Source organism: Streptomyces sp. NPDC020362 (assembly GCF_040642095.1).
Taxonomy (GTDB): domain Bacteria; phylum Actinomycetota; class Actinomycetes; order Streptomycetales; family Streptomycetaceae; genus Streptomyces.
This window is the reverse complement of sequence record NZ_JBFAET010000045.1, coordinates 1-15,398: the sequence shown is the minus strand read 5'-3', so window position 1 is coordinate 15,398 and position 15,398 is coordinate 1. Positions and strand designations below refer to the sequence as shown.

At 72.2% G+C, this 15,398-nt stretch carries 8 protein-coding genes and 1 pseudogene; 3 read left to right on the top strand and 6 right to left on the bottom strand.

The features are described from left to right. Positions 1-94 precede the first annotated feature (94 nt). Entirely contained in the window at positions 95-1,264 is a 1,170-nt protein-coding gene (locus AB0H32_RS18730; RefSeq protein ID WP_361121302.1) for a HoxN/HupN/NixA family nickel/cobalt transporter, read from the top strand. 159 nt (positions 1,265-1,423) lie between these two features. Here AB0H32_RS18730 and AB0H32_RS18725 read toward each other — a convergent pair whose 3' ends face one another. The 4 genes from AB0H32_RS18725 to AB0H32_RS18710 all read right to left on the bottom strand — a co-directional run bounded on the left by AB0H32_RS18725 (position 1,424) and on the right by AB0H32_RS18710 (position 6,062). Then, entirely contained in the window at positions 1,424-2,410 is a 987-nt protein-coding gene (locus AB0H32_RS18725; RefSeq protein WP_361121300.1) for a hypothetical protein, read from the bottom strand. A gap of 11 nt (positions 2,411-2,421) precedes the next feature. Next, positions 2,422-3,891, bottom strand: coding sequence for an APC family permease (locus AB0H32_RS18720; protein WP_361121297.1), 1,470 nt, complete (start codon positions 3,889-3,891; stop codon positions 2,422-2,424). Between the two features lie 400 nt (positions 3,892-4,291). Continuing rightward, complete coding sequence (sthA, locus tag AB0H32_RS18715) at positions 4,292-5,698, bottom strand: Si-specific NAD(P)(+) transhydrogenase (protein WP_361121294.1); 1,407 nt, start codon at positions 5,696-5,698, stop codon at positions 4,292-4,294. A gap of 157 nt (positions 5,699-5,855) precedes the next feature. Further along, positions 5,856-6,062 carry a hypothetical protein gene (locus AB0H32_RS18710; protein WP_361121291.1) on the bottom strand — a complete coding sequence of 69 codons (207 nt, stop codon included), beginning with the start codon at positions 6,060-6,062 and terminating at the stop codon, positions 5,856-5,858. Positions 6,063-6,264: 202 nt separating this feature from the next. Here AB0H32_RS18710 and AB0H32_RS18705 point away from each other — a divergent pair, with 202 nt between their 5' ends. Next, a complete protein-coding gene (locus AB0H32_RS18705; RefSeq protein ID WP_361121288.1) occupies positions 6,265-8,103 on the top strand; it encodes a glycoside hydrolase family 15 protein in 1,839 nt (612 codons plus the stop codon). Between the two features lie 94 nt (positions 8,104-8,197). On the opposite strand, the gene AB0H32_RS18700 is transcribed toward AB0H32_RS18705, so the two are convergent. Together AB0H32_RS18700 and AB0H32_RS18695 are read right to left on the bottom strand one after the other, a co-directional pair. Then, complete coding sequence (locus AB0H32_RS18700; protein WP_361121285.1) at positions 8,198-10,936, bottom strand: SpoIIE family protein phosphatase; 2,739 nt, start codon at positions 10,934-10,936, stop codon at positions 8,198-8,200. Positions 10,937-11,019: 83 nt separating this feature from the next. Beyond that, positions 11,020-13,530: a SpoIIE family protein phosphatase gene (locus AB0H32_RS18695; RefSeq protein ID WP_361121283.1), complete on the bottom strand. Its 2,511-nt coding sequence runs from the start codon at positions 13,528-13,530 to the stop codon at positions 11,020-11,022. A gap of 694 nt (positions 13,531-14,224) precedes the next feature. Here AB0H32_RS18695 and AB0H32_RS18690 point away from each other — a divergent pair. Further along, positions 14,225-15,398, top strand: a pseudogene (locus AB0H32_RS18690) (hypothetical protein); the annotation flags it as partial.

The following is a 15,398-nucleotide window of genomic DNA, read 5'->3' as shown; positions in this document are numbered from 1 at the left end:
CTTTACTGCACATGAGTTGCAGGTACGTGAAGATGGCACAAGGCTGTGCAGCGCAGCCGTTCCCGTACCGGCAGCGAAGGAAAACACCCTCCCGATGACGGCCGTCCCTGGTTCCGCTCCCTCCCTCCCCGCCCAGGCCGACGCACGGCGTTCGGCCTGGCACCGCGTCCGCGGCTCGATGACGCGGCAGGAGTGGACCAGGGCCGGCGGGATGGCCGCCTTCGTCCTCGCCCTGCACGTGATCGGCTGGGGCACGCTGGCCGGGATCGTCGCACCGCAGCACTTCAGCGTCGGTACCGGATCCGACGGAAAGCCGGCGGCGTTCGGCATAGGCATCGGCGTGACGGCGTACACGCTGGGCATGCGGCACGCCTTCGACGCCGACCACATCGCGGCGATCGACAACACCACCCGCAAACTGATGGGCGGGGGACAGCGGCCGCTGTCGGTCGGCTTCTGGTTCTCGCTCGGCCACTCCAGCATCGTCTTCGGGCTCTCCCTGCTGCTCTCCTTCGGCATGAAGACCCTCGCCGGACCCGTCCGCGACGACGGCTCGCACCTGCACGAGGTCACCGGCCTGATCGGTACGACGGTGTCCGGCACCTTCCTCTACCTCATCGCCGGCATCAACCTCGTCATCCTGGCCGGTATCTGGAAGGTGTTCCGCGGGATGCGCTCCGGCGACTTCGACGAGGCCGCCCTGGAGCAGCACCTGAACAACCGCGGCTTCATGAACCGTCTCCTCGGCCGGGTCACGGGGTCCATCACCAAGCCGTGGCAGATGTACCCGCTGGGCCTGCTGTTCGGCCTTGGCTTCGACACGGCGACCGAGATCGCCCTCCTCGTCCTCGCCGGTTCCGGCGCCGCCTCCGGCCTGCCCTGGTACGCGATCCTGTGCCTGCCCGTGCTGTTCGCGGCGGGCATGTCCCTGCTGGACACCATCGACGGCTCGTTCATGAACTTCGCGTACGGTTGGGCCTTCTCCAAGCCGGTCCGCAAGGTCTACTACAACCTCACCATCACCGGGCTGTCCGTGGCCGTCGCCCTGATCATCGGCACGGTCGAACTCCTCGGCCTGCTCGCCGACAAGCTGGACCTGCACGGCGCGTTCTGGGACTGGATAGCGGGCCTCGACCTCAACACGGTCGGCTTCGTCATCGTCGGCCTGTTCTTCGCCACCTGGGTGATCGCTCTGCTGGTGTGGAGGACGGGCCGCATCGAGGAGAAGTGGACGGCGGGCCTGGCCGAGGGGTCCGCCGACTGACGCGCCAACGCCTGCCTCCAGGGGCCTGGGCGTACGGCGCGCCGTCCCGCGCCTGCGCCCTCCTGGCCCTGCCCTTCGTCACGTTCACCACTGCCGGCGGCATGGCGGCAGGCACACTGTGCTGCGCCTTGGCCGCAACGGCCGCAGCCGGACTCGTCCTCACCCGGGACCGCGTCCAGAGTTGCTCCAGGCCCGCACACCCAACTCCCGGTGCCATTTGCTCAGTTGCTGCTCCGGATCCCCCGTGAGCGACCACGGGGTGCGGGTGACGCGGCGGCCCAGCATCCGCAGCAGCGCGGCGGCGAGGTCCGGGGTGCCGGCCAGACAGGCCGCGTGCGCCAGGTGGTTCAGGTCCCGCACCTCGGTGGGGGCCACACCGCCCGGCGGGCGGGCCCGCACCCAACGCTCCCAGGTGCGGCGCACGTCGCTGACCGCACCGTCGTGGTCCCAGTGCGGGCCGAGGCCCACCGAACCCCGCTGGCCCCGGGCGCCGTCGAGGGCGTAGCGGTACTCCTCGACGCGGGCGTACTGCACCAGCACCGGCAGCGGGCAGCCGGCCGGTGCCACCCCGGCGGCGTCCCGGGCGAAGTCGTACATCAGGCCGTGCGTGCCGTGCCAGCGGGCCGAGTAGTAGTGCAGCACCTGGAGGTGAGCCTCGACGCTGTAGGGGTCCCGGCCGTGCAACTCGTCCCACCAGCGGGCCAGTTCCCGGCGTCGTACGCCCGTCGGATACAGCCGGGCGACCGAGATCAGCGACACCCACGGCGTGGGGTCCTCCGGGCAGGCGTCGGTGGCGTGCAAGCAGGCCAGGACCGCGGTGTCGATGCGGTCCCGGTCGATCGGCACGCCCCGCCCGGCCGTGATGGCCAGGTGGAACGCCCGGGCCGTCTCGGTCGCCGCGCGCAGCACCTGGGCGTCGGTGCTGTCCGGCTCTGCGGCCAGCCACGACTCCACCGTCGAACTGCCCGCGCAGGCCTGCGCCAGCAGCCGTACCCGGTGGCCGCGCAGCGTCCAGTCGTCGCCGGTGACCCACAGCAGGTCCCTGAGACCCTGCCAGCGGCCGATGACGATGTCCTGCCGGGCGGAGGTGAGCGGCACGTCTCCGCAGTCGGGGTCGAAGTCGGGCGTGAATCGGTCTCGCGCCATCGGGAACTCCCTCAGAAGTCGGTGGGGAGACCCTCGTGCAACCCCGACGGAACCGTGGCGCCGTCGGGAACGTACTCCGCCTCGACGGTGCGCGTCGCATCCAGTTTCGCGGGCCGGTAGTAGTCGCTGCCCTGCCGCCAGTACCAGAGCATCGGGACCAGCCCGAGCGCCAGTCCTCCGACGCCGATCGCGATCGCCGCCCCGCTCAGGTCGCCCAGCGACTCGACGAAGATCCAGAACATGAACACGGCGCCGAGCAGCGGCCACAGTCCGCCGAGGACGAAATGGGACGCCGACTTCAGCAGCATCTTGCGGTAGGCGACGACGACCGCGAGCCCGGCCAGCCCGTAGTAGACCGCGATCTGCAGGCCGATCGCCGCGATCGCGTCGGAGAGGATGTCGCCCACCGAGCCGAGCGCGTTGGAGGCGATGAACATCACCAGCGCCACCGCGCCGACCACGACGATCGCCACCCACGGTGTGTTCCAGCCGCGGTGCACCCGGCCGAGCGCGGACGGCATCGTACGGTCGCGGCCCATCGCGAACAGCGAGCGCGTGACCTGAATGAGCGTGGTCTCCAGCGTGGCGATCGTGGACAGCATCACGGACACGATGAGCAGCTTGCCGCCCCAGCCGGGCCAGATCTCCTCGCCCAGCACCCCGAGCACGTTGGCGTCGTTCTCCTCGATCTGCTTCGAGGACAGGATGACGTTCACCGCGATGGTGAACACCTCGAACAGCAGGAAGACGATGCCGACCCCGATCAGGCCGGCGAGCCCGGTCGTTCGGCGGCTGTTGCGGGTCTCCTCGCTGAGGTTGCTGGTGACGTCCCAGCCCCAGTAGTAGAACGCGGCGATCAGCGCACCGGATGCGAACCCGCCCACGCCGTCGAAGTGGGAGAAGCCCAGCCAGGACCAGTCGAAGGAGCGGGCGTCGTGAGAGTGGAAGACGGCGAGCACCGCGAACAGTGCGAGGATGCCCAACTCCACGCCGGACATGAGAAGCTGAGCGCGGACGGTGAGCCGGGCGCCGCCGAGCACCACGCCCAGCATGACGAGGAACCACGCCGCGCCGACCACCGTGGACAGCGCCGTGTTGTCCGCGAGCTTCGCGTCGAAGAGGGCCAGGGTCATCGATCCTGCGGGCAGCGAACCGGCCACCATGAAGATGGTCGCCGAGATCACCAGCGCCCAGCCGCTGATGAAGCCCAGGAACGGGTGGAGCGTACGGCCCACCCAGGAGTAGCTGGCACCCGCGTTGACGTCGATCCGGCTGAGATAGCTGAACGCCAGGGCGATGCCCAGCATGGGTATCGCGCAGTACAGCAGGGCGGCCGGGCTGGCCAGTCCCACCGCGCCGACGAGGACCGCGGTGGTCGCGGCGAGCGAGTACGCCGGCGCACTGCCGGCGACCGCCATCACCACGGTGTCGAACGTGCCGAGGACGTTGGCCTGCAGGCCTCTGCCCCTGAAGTTGCTCATGGTCGTGCCGCTTTCCGGTTGTGCACGGCGCACGGACGGTCGGCCTGCCCGGCGGCGTACGGGTGGGGGGTTGGACCCGCCTCGAACCCGAAAGAAGGGGTGGCCTCGGGTCGGCGGCCGGCCAGGAGAACGGAGAAAGGGACGGTGGCAAGGGGTGGTGCCAGGGAGGTGGTGGACACACCGTGCTGCCGAGCGTCGGCGGACGGTCACCGAGTGTGGGTGTGATGATAGCGTCACTCATTGCGGTTTCAAGATGACCAACCGGTAATCTGTGCTGAGCTGTTCGTTGTCGTCTGAGGCGCGGTGCCGTGGGGGTTGCGGGCTGTGACGGGTGCGGGTCCGCCTCGGCGGGGCGCGCAATTCCCCGCGCCCCTGGGGACTTCGCCCGTGGCCTGCCCGCTCAGTCCCCGAGGTGGTCGATCTGGCGCAGCTTGTTCGTCGCGTCCAGGGCTGCCACCTTGTAAGACTCCGCCAGCGTCGGGTAGTTGAAGACCGCGTCGACCAGATAGTCGACGGTGCCGCCGCAGCCCATCACGGACTGGCCGATGTGGATGAGCTCGGTGGCGCCCGTGCCGAAGCAGTGCACCCCGAGCAGCGTGCGGTCCACCGGGGAGACCAGCAGCTTGAGCATGCCGTGCGAGTCCCCGATGATCTGGCCCCGCGCCAGTTCCCGGTAGCGGGCGATGCCCACCTCGAAGGGGACGCAGTTCTCGGTGAGCTGGTCCTCCGTGCGGCCGACGAAGCTGATCTCCGGGATCGTGTAGATGCCGATCGGCTGGAGGTTGTGCATGCGCCCGACCGGCTCCCCGCAGGCGTGGTACGCGGCGGCCCGGCCCTGCTCCATCGAGGTCGCCGCGAGGGCGGGGAACCCGATGACGTCGCCTACGGCGTAGATGTGCGGCACCTCGGTGCGGTAGTGCTCGTCCACCCTGATCCGGCCGCGCGCGTCGGCCGTTAGCCCCGCCCTGTCCAGGTCGAGTCCGGCGGTCAGGCCCTGGCGGCCCGCCGAGTACATCACCGTGTCGGCGGGTATCTTCTTGCCGCTCTCCAGCACGGTCAGGGTGCCCCGGGCATGGCGTTCGACGGCCGCGACGGTCTCCCCGAACCGAAAGGTGACGGCGAGGTCCCGCAGGTGGTACTTGAGCGACTCCACGACCTCGACGTCGCACAGGTCCAGCATGGCGGGCCGCTTCTCCACCACGGTGACCTTGCTGCCGAGCGCGGCGAACATCGAGGCGTACTCCATGCCGATCACACCGGCGCCCACGATCACCATGGAGCGCGGTACCCGCTCCAGCGAGAGCACGTTGTCCGAGTCCATGATCGTGCGCCCGTCGAACTCCACACTGCCCGGGCGGGCCGGCCGGGTGCCGGTGGCGATCACGATGTGCCCGGCGCTCAGCAGCCGCTCGTTCCCGGTGACCTCGTCGCGCAGGGCCACGGTGTGCGGGCCGGTGAACCGCCCCGTCCCGGAGTACACGGCCACCTGGTTGCGGGCCAGCTGGCTGCGGACGACGTCCACCTCCCGGCCGACCACGTGCCGGGTACGGGCGGTCAGGTCGGCGACGGTGATCTCGTCCTTCAGCCGGTAGCTCTGCCCGTACAGGTCGCGCTGGGTGAGGCCGGTCAGGTACAGGACGGCCTCGCGCAGGGTCTTGGAGGGGATGGTGCCGGTGTGCAGGGAGACCCCGCCGAGCATGTCGGGGCGGTCGACGACGGCGACCCGGCGGCCGAGCTTGGCCGCGGCGATGGCGGCCTTCTGCCCGCCGGGTCCTGATCCGATCACGAGCACGTCAAAGTCGGGCATCCTCCGGAGTGTGTCAGCCGCCGGGTGCCCCGCGGAAGGCCTGTGCCGTCGCCGCCGCGGGTCCGACCCGACACCGGACGGGCACGCCCCGGCGCGAACGGCGCGCGCCCCTGCCCGGTGCCTCCCCGTTGGTGTCCTCGACGCTTCCCGGACCGCCCTAGGGCAGCAGCTTTTCGACGGCCGCCTGGCCCTCGGTCTCCAGCTTGCGGCGCGCCCAGTCGAGGGTCGCCGGAGTGACGTCCCTGCCCGCCGCCATCACCAGGTCCTCCGGGGTGACGTCCCTCGCCGGGGCGGAGTGGAGCAGGGCGTCCGGGGTGCAGTGGTCGTCGGACGACCGGGACTCTTCGGGTGTGGATGTCGACATGATGCCTCCTCCTCGGTCCGGATGACCGCATCCGTGCCGGTGCCGCCGAACGGGGCACAGTCTTACGATTCCCCGCCTCGGCGCACCCTGCATCCGGAAGGCGCCTCGGGGCCGGGCCGAGGAGCGTCTGCCCACGTCGCCGCGGAGCACTCGCACCTAAGCTGGGAAAGAGCCCGCACCTCGCACCGGGGAGGCCTCAGCCATGGCCGACATGCCCTTCCAGCAGCAGTCGTCCGCAAGCCCCCGCTACCTGCCGATCGCCGAGCACGGCCTGATCGGCGATCTGCGCAGCGTCGCCCTGGTCGGCACCAACGGAACGATCGACTGGTACTGCTGCCCGTCCTTCGACGACCCCAGCGTCTTCGCGGCCATCCTGGACGCCGAGCGCGGGGGCCGCTTCGAGCTGGCCGCGGCCGTACCGGCGCGCACCAAGCAGTTCTACTTCCCGGACACCAACGTGCTGATCACCCGGTTCTTCACCGAGGACGGCGTCGGCGAGGTGCAGGACTTCATGCCCGTCTGCTGCGACAGGTCGGGCGAGGTTCGCCGGCACCGGCTGATCCGGCGCGTGGTGTGCGTCCGCGGCACCGTGCCGTTCCGCGCCCTGATCGCGCCGCGTTTCAACTACGGTGCCGACCCGCACACCCTGCGCTTTCTGGACGGTGTGGTCGTCTTCGAGTCCCCGGACCGGTCCCTGGCGCTGACCTCCACCGTCATGGTGGAGAACGACGGCCGCGACACATGGGCCGACTTCAAGCTGAGCGAGGGCGAGACGGCGGTGTTCGCCCTCGACCAGCTCGGCGGGGAGGTGATGCCTCGCGGCTGCGCCCACTCCGAGGCCGAGCAGGAGTTCAACGCCACCGTCGTCTACTGGCGCAGCTGGCTGCACCAGTCCCGCTACCGGGGCCGCTGGCGCGAGATGGTGCATCGCTCCGCCCTCACCCTGAAGCTGCTCACCTACGCCCCCACCGGCGCCATCGTCGCCGCGCCCACCACCAGCCTGCCCGAGCAGCTCGGCGGCGAGCGCAACTGGGACTACCGCTACGTGTGGGTGCGCGACGCCGCCTTCGCCGTCTACGCGCTGCTCAGGCTCGGCTTCAGTGGTGAGGCCGAGGCTTTCATGACGTTCCTGACCACGCACATCAGCCCCGGCGACGGCGCCGCCACCGGACCGCTGCAGATCATGTACGGCATCGACGGCCGATCCGACCTGCCGGAACGCGAGCTGCCCCACCTGGAGGGGCACCTGGGCTCCGCGCCGGTCAGGGTCGGCAACGCCGCCGCCGACCAGCTCCAGCTGGACATCTACGGCGCCCTGATCGACTCCATCTATCTCTACGACAAGTGGGCGCAGCCCATCTCCAGCGGCCAGTGGGACGATGTGTGCCAGTTGGTCGACTGGGTGTGCGACCACTGGGACCAGCCCGACGAGGGCGTGTGGGAGACGCGCGGCGGCCGCAAGAACTTCCTGTACTCGCGGCTGATGTGCTGGGTCGCGATCGAGCGGGCCATCCGCCTCGCCACCCACCGCGGGCTGCCGGCCGACCATCGCCGCTGGCGCCAGGCCCGGGACACCATCTACCGGCGGGTCATGGACCATGGCTGGTCGGAGCGCCGGGGCGCCTTCGTGCAGTACGAGGACGCCGACGTCCTCGACGCCTCCGTGCTGATGATGCCGCTGGCCAAGTTCATCGCGCCCACCGACCCCAAGTGGCTGTCCACCCTGGACGCCCTCACCGAGGACCTGGTCTCCGACTCCCTCGTCTACCGCTACGACCCCCAGGTCAGCCCCGACGGCCTGCGCGGCGACGAGGGCACCTTCTCCATCTGCTCCTTCTGGTACGTCGAGGCTCTGGTCCGGGCGGGCCGGCTCGACGAGGCCCGGCTGGCCTTCGAGAAGATGCTCACCTACGCCAACCATCTCGGCCTGTACGCCGAGGAGATCGGCCGCACCGGCGAGCAACAGGGCAACTTCCCGCAGGCGTTCACCCACCTGTCCCTCATCAGCGCCGCCTTCAACCTCGACCGCGCCCTGGGCTGAAGCGCGGCGGGCGGGGCGGCGCCTCCTGCGGGAGAAGACGCCGGAGATCATCACCCGCACCACGGGGTGCCCTCGACGTCCTGCTGCACGGTCCTCAGGGCAGCGGCTGCTCCGCCCAGATGATCTTGCCCCTGGAGGTGTAACGAGTGCCCCAGCGGTCCGCGATCTGTGCGACCAGGAACAGGCCCCGGCCGCCCTCGTCGGTGGTCGCCGCGTAGCGCAGATGCGGGGACGTCGTGCTGCGGTCGGAGACCTCGCAGATCAGCGTCCGTTCGCGCAGCAGCCGTACGCCGATCGGGCCGCGACCGTAGCGGATGGCGTTGGTGACCAGCTCGCTCAGGATCAGCTCCGTCGTGAACGACAGCTCCTCCAGGCCCCAGTCGGCCAACTGACGGCTGACGAAGGCCCGTACCTCCGAGACGGCCGCCGGATCGGACGCCACCCGCAACTCGGTGACCCGATCGGCGCCGAGGACCCGGGTGCGGGCCACGATCAGCGCGACATCGTCGCTGGGCCGGGCCGGGAGCACGTCCAGCACGGCCCGGCAGGTGTCCTCCGGCGAGGTGTCCGGCGCCCTGCGCAGGGCATCGCTCAGCAGCTCCAGACCGATGTCGATGTCCCGGTCCCGGTCCTCGACCAGACCGTCGGTGTAGAGCACCAGCCGGCTGCCCTCCGCCAGCTCCAGATCGGCCGTCTCGAACGGCAGCCCACCGAGGCCCAGCGGGGGACCGGCCGGCACCTCCGGGAACTCCACCCGGCCGTCCGGGTGCACCAGCGCGGGCGGCGGATGGCCGGCCCGGGCGATGGTGCAGCGCCGGGAGACGGGGTCGTACACCGCGTACAGGCAGGTGGCCCCGGTGACCGCGGCGGCCCCGTCGTCCGGGGTCTCGTCCTGGTCGATCCGGCCCACCAATTCGTCCAGCAGGGAGAGGAGTTCGTCGGGAGGCGGGTCCAGTGACGAGAAGTTGTGCACCGCCGTGCGCAGCCTGCCCATCGTCGCCGCCGCGTGCAGCCCGTGCCCCACGACGTCCCCCACCACCAGCGCCACCCGGGCACCGGACAGCGGCAGCACGTCGAACCAGTCGCCGCCCACGCCGGCCTGTGCCGGCAGATAGCGGTAGGCGATCTCCAGGGCGCCCTGCTCCGGCAGGGTGCGCGGCAGCAGGCTGCGCTGGAGCGTCACCGCCATGCTGTGCTCGCGGGTGTATCGGCGGGCGTTGTCGATGGACACGGCGGCCCGCGTGACCAGTTCCTCGGCGAGGGCCAGCTCCTCGTCGTCGAAGGGCTCCGGCTTCTGCGAACGCCAGAAGTTCGCCACACCGAGGACCAGGCTGCCCGCCCGCAGCGGCACGGTGATCAGGGAGTGGATGCCCGAGGCCACCACCCCCCCGGTGCGCTCCACGTCCTGAGCGAGCCAGCCGGGTGCCTCGCTCAGCACCGGCTCGATGACCGACTGCCCGGTCGTCAGACTCCGGGCCTGCGGCGAGGTCGCCACGAACCGGATGCGCTCGCCCACCGGGTACAGCGGGACGTCCTTGCGGAAGCCGCAGAACGCCGCCCGGCGCAGCGAGGTCCCGGGCCGCGGCTCCTCCCCGTTCAGCACCGCGTCGAACAGGTCCACGGTGGCGAAGTCCGCGAGCCGGGGCACAGCCAGCTCCGCGAGCTCCTGGGCCGTGCGGCTCACGTCCAGGCTGGTGCCGATGCCCACTCCGGCGTCGTACAGCATGTTCAGCCGCTCGCGCGCCACCTCCGCACGGCCCGACAGGGCGCGCAGCTCCGTGGAGTCGCGCAGCGTGGTGACGCTGCCGGGCGGGCCGCCGCGCAGGTCGGTGGGGCGCTGGTTGACGGCGAGCAGCCGGTCCTTGACCAGGTGCACCTCGTCCGTCGCGATCCGCCCGGAGGCGAGCAGCCCCGCCGTCTCGTCGTCCAGACCCAGGTCCCGCACATGCCGCTGTTCGGCGTCCTCGGGCAGGTCCAGCAGGCGGTGCGCCTCGTCGTTGGCGAGCAGCAGCCGGCCGTTGCCGCCGACGATGAGCACGCCCTCGCGCACCGAGTGCAGCACCGCGTCGTGGTGCTCGTACATACGGGTCATCTCGGAAGGGCCCAGGCCGTGCGTCTGCCGCAGCAGCCGTCTGCTCACCAGGGCCGTGCCCCCGAGGGCGAGCGCGAGCGCGGCCGCTGCCGCCGCGAGCAGCAGCGGCAGCTGCTCCTGGGCGGCCCCGCCCACGTGCGCGGTCGTGATCCCGGCCGACACCAGGCCCACCACCGTGCCGTGGGCGTCCTTCACCGGCACCACGACCTGCACCAGCTCGCCCAGAGTGCCGTTGACCTGCTCGACGACCGTGCCGCCGGCCACGGCCGGCGCGATGGTCCCGACGAACTTCTTGCCGATCCGGTCCGGTTTTGGGTGGGTGTAGCGGATGCCGTCGGTGTTCATCACGACGACGAAGTCCACGCCGGACGCCTTGCGGGCCGCCTCTGCCTTCGGCTGCAGGATCGCCGTCGGATCCGGGGCACGCAGCGCGGCCGCCGTGCCGGGCGCGTGGGCGAACGTCTCGGCGACGGCCAGGGAGCGGTTGCGCGCCTCCAGATTGCTGTCGTGCCGCACCTGGAGCACCTGCGCCACCACGGCCGACACGACCAGCAGCAGCACGATCACCACTTGGAGGATGAACACCTGCCCGGCGACGCTGCTTCCGGTCACCGCCGAGCGCAGCACACCCGGCCGGCCGCCGTCCGCGCCGGTCCCCGTCTGCCGCGGCCCCTGCGCTGCGCGCCGGTGCCCGAGGCGGCGGAGCGGCCGAGTCGCGGGCCGCGCGGGCAGTCGGACCATGAGGCCATGTCTACACTGCCCGGCCCCGTCAGGCGAGACCGTCGCACGAGGTGACGGCCCCCGGCCCCGGCGGCGCGACCCGGTCATCGGCGGTGCCCGGGCGCCCGGCGGAGGGTGGCGAGCAGCAGCGCCACGTCGTCGGGGCGGTCGGTGGCGTGCCGGGCGGTCGAGGTCAGCCGGTCCGCCACCCCGGCCAGGGACCGCCCGCCCCGTCGTCCGGCGGCCGCACCGGCCTTCGCCAGCGCCAGACGCAGTGCGGTGATGCCGTCGTCGATGTCGGCGCCGGGCCGCTCCACGAGACCGTCCGTGTACAGGGCGAGGATCGCGTCCGGCTCCAGCTGCAGCTCGGCCACCGGGTACTGCGCCTGCGGATCGACGCCGAGCACGACACCGCCCGGGATGTCCACCACCCGGGTCCGTCCGTCGGGGCAGCGCAGCAGCGGCGGCAGATGCCCCGCCCGGGTCACCCGGGCCCGTCCGGTGGCCGGGTCGAGACGCAGGTAGCAGCAGCTGGCGAACTGTCCCGGGTCCAGGTCGATCAGCAGGTGGTTCGTCCCGCTCATCACCTCGTCCGGCGGCCGGTCGCCGAGCGCGAAGGCCCGTACGGCGCTGCGCAGCTGGCCCATGGTGGCCGCCGCCTGCACCCCGTGGCCCTGCACGTCGCCGATGACCAGCGCGAGCCCGTCCCCGGCCTCCACGACGTCGTACCAGTCCCCGCCCACGTCCATGCCCTGGGTGCCCGGCAGATAGCGGCCCGCCGTCTCCACCCCGGGGTGCGCCGACAGCCGGCGGGGCAGCAGCGCCTGCTGCAGGCCGCGGGCGAGCGCGGCCTCGGTGTCGTAGCGCTGCGCCTTCTCCATCGCGTGCGCGATCAGCCCGGCGAGCGCGGTGAGGACCGTGCGTTCCTCCGTGCTGAAGCTGCGCGGCCGCTCGAAGCCGAGGATGCAGGAGCCGACCGGCCGGCCCGAGGAGATCAGCGGCAGGAACGCGCGGGCGCCCTCCTCGGCGTCCAGGGGAATGCCCGGGTAGGTCGCGTCCACCTGCTGCATCGACTCGAAGAACAGCGGACGGCCGGTGGTGAGGGTCTCCACGCCGGGCAGGTGTGCGTCGAGACCGACCCCCTCGAAAGGGGCGAGGAAGCCCTGCGGGAAGCCGGTCTCCCAGGCCAGGTACAGGTGCCGGTCCTGGAGCAGGTAGATGGCCAGACGGCGCCCGCCGAACGCGGGAAGCAGCTCCTGCACGACGACCTCGGACACCTGCCGCGCGGTCACCGCGTCCGTCAGCGCGATGGCGAGGGCGATGGGCCGGTACACCGGCGTCAGCGACGGATCGCCGACCACGGCCTCCTCGAGGATGTGCGGCTCGAGACCGGCCGGGGCGGGCTCCGCGGCGGCGTCCATGCGGCTGGCCGGGACGAGCGTGCAGGTGAGCAGGTCCGGACCGGGGTGGACCGACAGGGCGAGCCAGTCATCGCCACCGGGCCCGGGGACCGGGTGGCGGGCGTGGAAGTGGACCGGCTCGCACGACAGCAGTGCGCCGCGCAGATGGTCGTCGTACGGCGGTCCGGTCAGCCACGGCATGGCCTCCGCCACGGGACGGCCGAGCAGCCACGCCCGGTCCCGGCCCGCCAGCCGGGCCGCGGCCGCGTTGACGTACACGATGAGGCCGAGCCGGTCCACGCAGAACACGCCCTGCGGCAGCAGATCCGCCGCGCCGTCCGCCGACGCGGCAGGCGCCGGGTCGAGGACGACCCCGACCACCCGCGGCGCGCCGCCAGCCTCGGGCCCCGGCCGCCACAGGTCGATCAGCCGCAGAAGACCGTCGCCCGACCGCAGGCACAGCGGACCGGACGACGGTTTGCCGGCGGCGGTCTCGTGCAGCGCGGCCAGGAACCGGGGTGCCCCGGACGGGGACACGGCCTCCGCGAGCGCCGGGCCGGTCCCCGCGAACTCGTCCGGCCCGAGGCCGAGCAGCGCATACAGCCGCTCGTCCGCGTGCACCTGCGAGGTCACCGGATCCCAGGTGAACCGGCCCAGGCGGGACTCGGGCGGCCGGGAGGCGGGCGGCCGCACGCACAGCGGCTCACCGTCCCAGGCCACCGCCGTCTCGTCCCCGTCGGCGAGGCCGAGCAGCTCGGCTCCCAGCTCCTCGGCGAGCCGGGCGAGCAGTTCACGGTCCACCAGCTCGTCCCCGGTGTCCGACTCCGACGGACGCAGGACCGTGAGCACGCCCAAGGGCTCGGACCCGCCCGGCACGGGCACGTGCACCGACCCGAACGGGAAGGGCAGGCCCGCAGCGAACTGCGGATACCGGCGCACCGTCTCCGTGGCGTTCGGCAGCACCACCTGGACGCCGAGGCGGTAGGCGTCGGCCGCCGGGAAGGGCCGGGCGACGTGCAGCCGCCACCAGGGCCGGAACAGTGAACCGGGCAGCCCGAGGAGGACCGCGAGGCGCAGCAGTCCCGGGGTGCTGGAACGCAGGTACACGCCGGCCACATGACCCTGCGCCGCGCCGAGTGCGTCGGCCGAAGCATCGACCAGCAGCGCGGCGAGCCGGGCCCGCACACGGACCGCCTGCTCCCCGCTCCCAGCCATGGGCCCTACCTCGTCCCGTGTACCGCCGGGTGGATGACACAGCAAGAATGCGCCACCTCGGCGGAGGATTGCACCTGCGCGCGAGAAGACGCCGGACCGGCTCACACCTCTGCCTCACCCAGGTTGCCGGGCCCTGCGCGCGCTCCTAGTAATGGACTGCGTAATGGCGTAATGGACTGCGAATCGGCGCGCGCAGCACGCGGGGGCGCTGGTGCGGCCGCACCCTTCCTCAGGAGCCCAGATGACCACCCCCTCCACGTTTCCTGGTTCCTACGGCGACTCCGCCATACCGCCCGTACCGTCTGCTGGTGATGCCGCTGTCTCGGCGCTCGTATCGCCTGTCGGGGATGCCGTTGCCCCGTCGCCCGTACCGTCTGCCGGTGATCCCGTTGCCCCGTCGCCCGTACCGTCTGCCGGTGATCCCGTTGCCCCGTCGCCCGTACGGTCCGTCGGTGATCCCGTCTCCCCGTCGCGCGCACCGTCCGACCACGGCGCAGATCCACCGTCCTCCGACCCTGGCGGCCGACTCGCATCGCCGCCCTCCGGGCGGAGCGCCGAAGCCCCGCGGGAGGGCGACCCGGGCCGGGGCGACCCGCTGCGCGACCTCGTTCACGCGGCCTTCGCCGACCGTCCCCTGGAGGACGTCGTCCGGCTCCTCTCCCTGCTCGAAAGCTCGCCCGAGCACACCCGGACGATGTCCGACGCGCTGCGTGCGGTCGGCGTGGACCGGTCCGTCGAGGACGTCACCCACCTGGTCGCTCTCCTCACCCGGCCGCCCCGGGACGCCGGCAGTGCCGACGAGGTGATCCGTGCCGCCGCCGAGGGTCGGTCCCTGGAGGACCTCATCCGGCTCATGGAGCTGATGCACCGCACGCCCGTGGAGCCCCACTGCGCGCGTGCGGTCGTCGAGGCGGCGGCCGTTCACCGGCCCGTCGAGGAACTGGCCGAGCTGATCGCCCGCATGGCCGCCGACCGGATCGGGCACGCGACGGTGCGGCCCGAGCAGGCTTTGTCCGGGACGGTGCCGCCCGAGTCGGCGGTGCTCGGAACGGTGCAGCCTGAGAAGACGTTGCCCGGGATGGTGCCGCCCGATCAGGCGTTGCCCGGGATGGTGCTGCCCGAGTCGGAGGTGCCCCGTACGGTGCCGACTCACAAGGTGCAGGCCGAGATGGTGCAGGCCCACACGGCGCAGGCCCATGCGGTGGTGCCTCATACGGTGGTGCGCGAGCCGGTGGCGCCTGAGTCGGTGGTGCGCGAGCCGGTGGTGCATGAGTCGGTGGTGCGCGAGCCGGTGGTGCATGAGTCGGTGGTGCGCGAGCCGGTGGTGCATGAGTCGGTGGTGCGCGAGCCGCTGGCGCGTGAGTCGGTGGTGCGCGAGCCGGTGGTGCGCGAGCCGGTGGTGCATGAGCCGGTGGTGCACGAGACGGTGCTGCGTCCTCCTGTCGTTGCGGCCGGGCCCGTCGGTGTACCGCCCGCGACCGTCGTCGTGGAGCCCGTCGGGTCACGGCCTGCTCCCGCGCCCGCCGTCCCGGCAGCCGACCGGATCTGGCAGGACAGCCGGAACGACGCTCGCCGGGGCCCCGAGGACGAGTCCGGCAAGGCTCCCGTGCGCGTCGCCCGTGCCGCCGCGCTGATGATGCTCCTGTGCGGCGTGGCCCACGCGCCCCGCTACTGGGTCGGCCTGTCGCAGGCCGGCCTGCAGGCCACGCTGATCGCCTCCGGACTCTGCGTCCTGCTGGCCCTGGCCCTGCTGGTGCAGGCCGACCCGGTGCGGCTGCCCGCGGCCACCGCGGCGCTCGGCCTGACGGCGGCACTCGCCGCCGGGCCGGTGCTGGGCAGCCGGTTCAGCCTGCCGGACTCGGCCCGGC

What these genes read in the sequence shown, in the direction of transcription:
- AB0H32_RS18700 (WP_361121285.1), bottom strand. Translation starts at nt 10,936, where the DNA reads ATGGTCCGACTGCCCGCGCGGCCCGCGACTCGGCCGCTCCGCCGCCTC.
- sthA (WP_361121294.1), bottom strand. Translation starts at nt 5,698, where the DNA reads ATGCCCGACTTTGACGTGCTCGTGATCGGATCAGGACCCGGCGGGCAG.
- AB0H32_RS18695 (WP_361121283.1), bottom strand. Translation starts at nt 13,530, where the DNA reads ATGGCTGGGAGCGGGGAGCAGGCGGTCCGTGTGCGGGCCCGGCTCGCC.
- AB0H32_RS18710 (WP_361121291.1), bottom strand. Translation starts at nt 6,062, where the DNA reads ATGTCGACATCCACACCCGAAGAGTCCCGGTCGTCCGACGACCACTGC.
- AB0H32_RS18705 (WP_361121288.1), top strand. Translation starts at nt 6,265, where the DNA reads ATGGCCGACATGCCCTTCCAGCAGCAGTCGTCCGCAAGCCCCCGCTAC.
- AB0H32_RS18720 (WP_361121297.1), bottom strand. Translation starts at nt 3,891, where the DNA reads ATGAGCAACTTCAGGGGCAGAGGCCTGCAGGCCAACGTCCTCGGCACG.
- AB0H32_RS18730 (WP_361121302.1), top strand. Translation starts at nt 95, where the DNA reads ATGACGGCCGTCCCTGGTTCCGCTCCCTCCCTCCCCGCCCAGGCCGAC.
- AB0H32_RS18725 (WP_361121300.1), bottom strand. Translation starts at nt 2,410, where the DNA reads ATGGCGCGAGACCGATTCACGCCCGACTTCGACCCCGACTGCGGAGAC.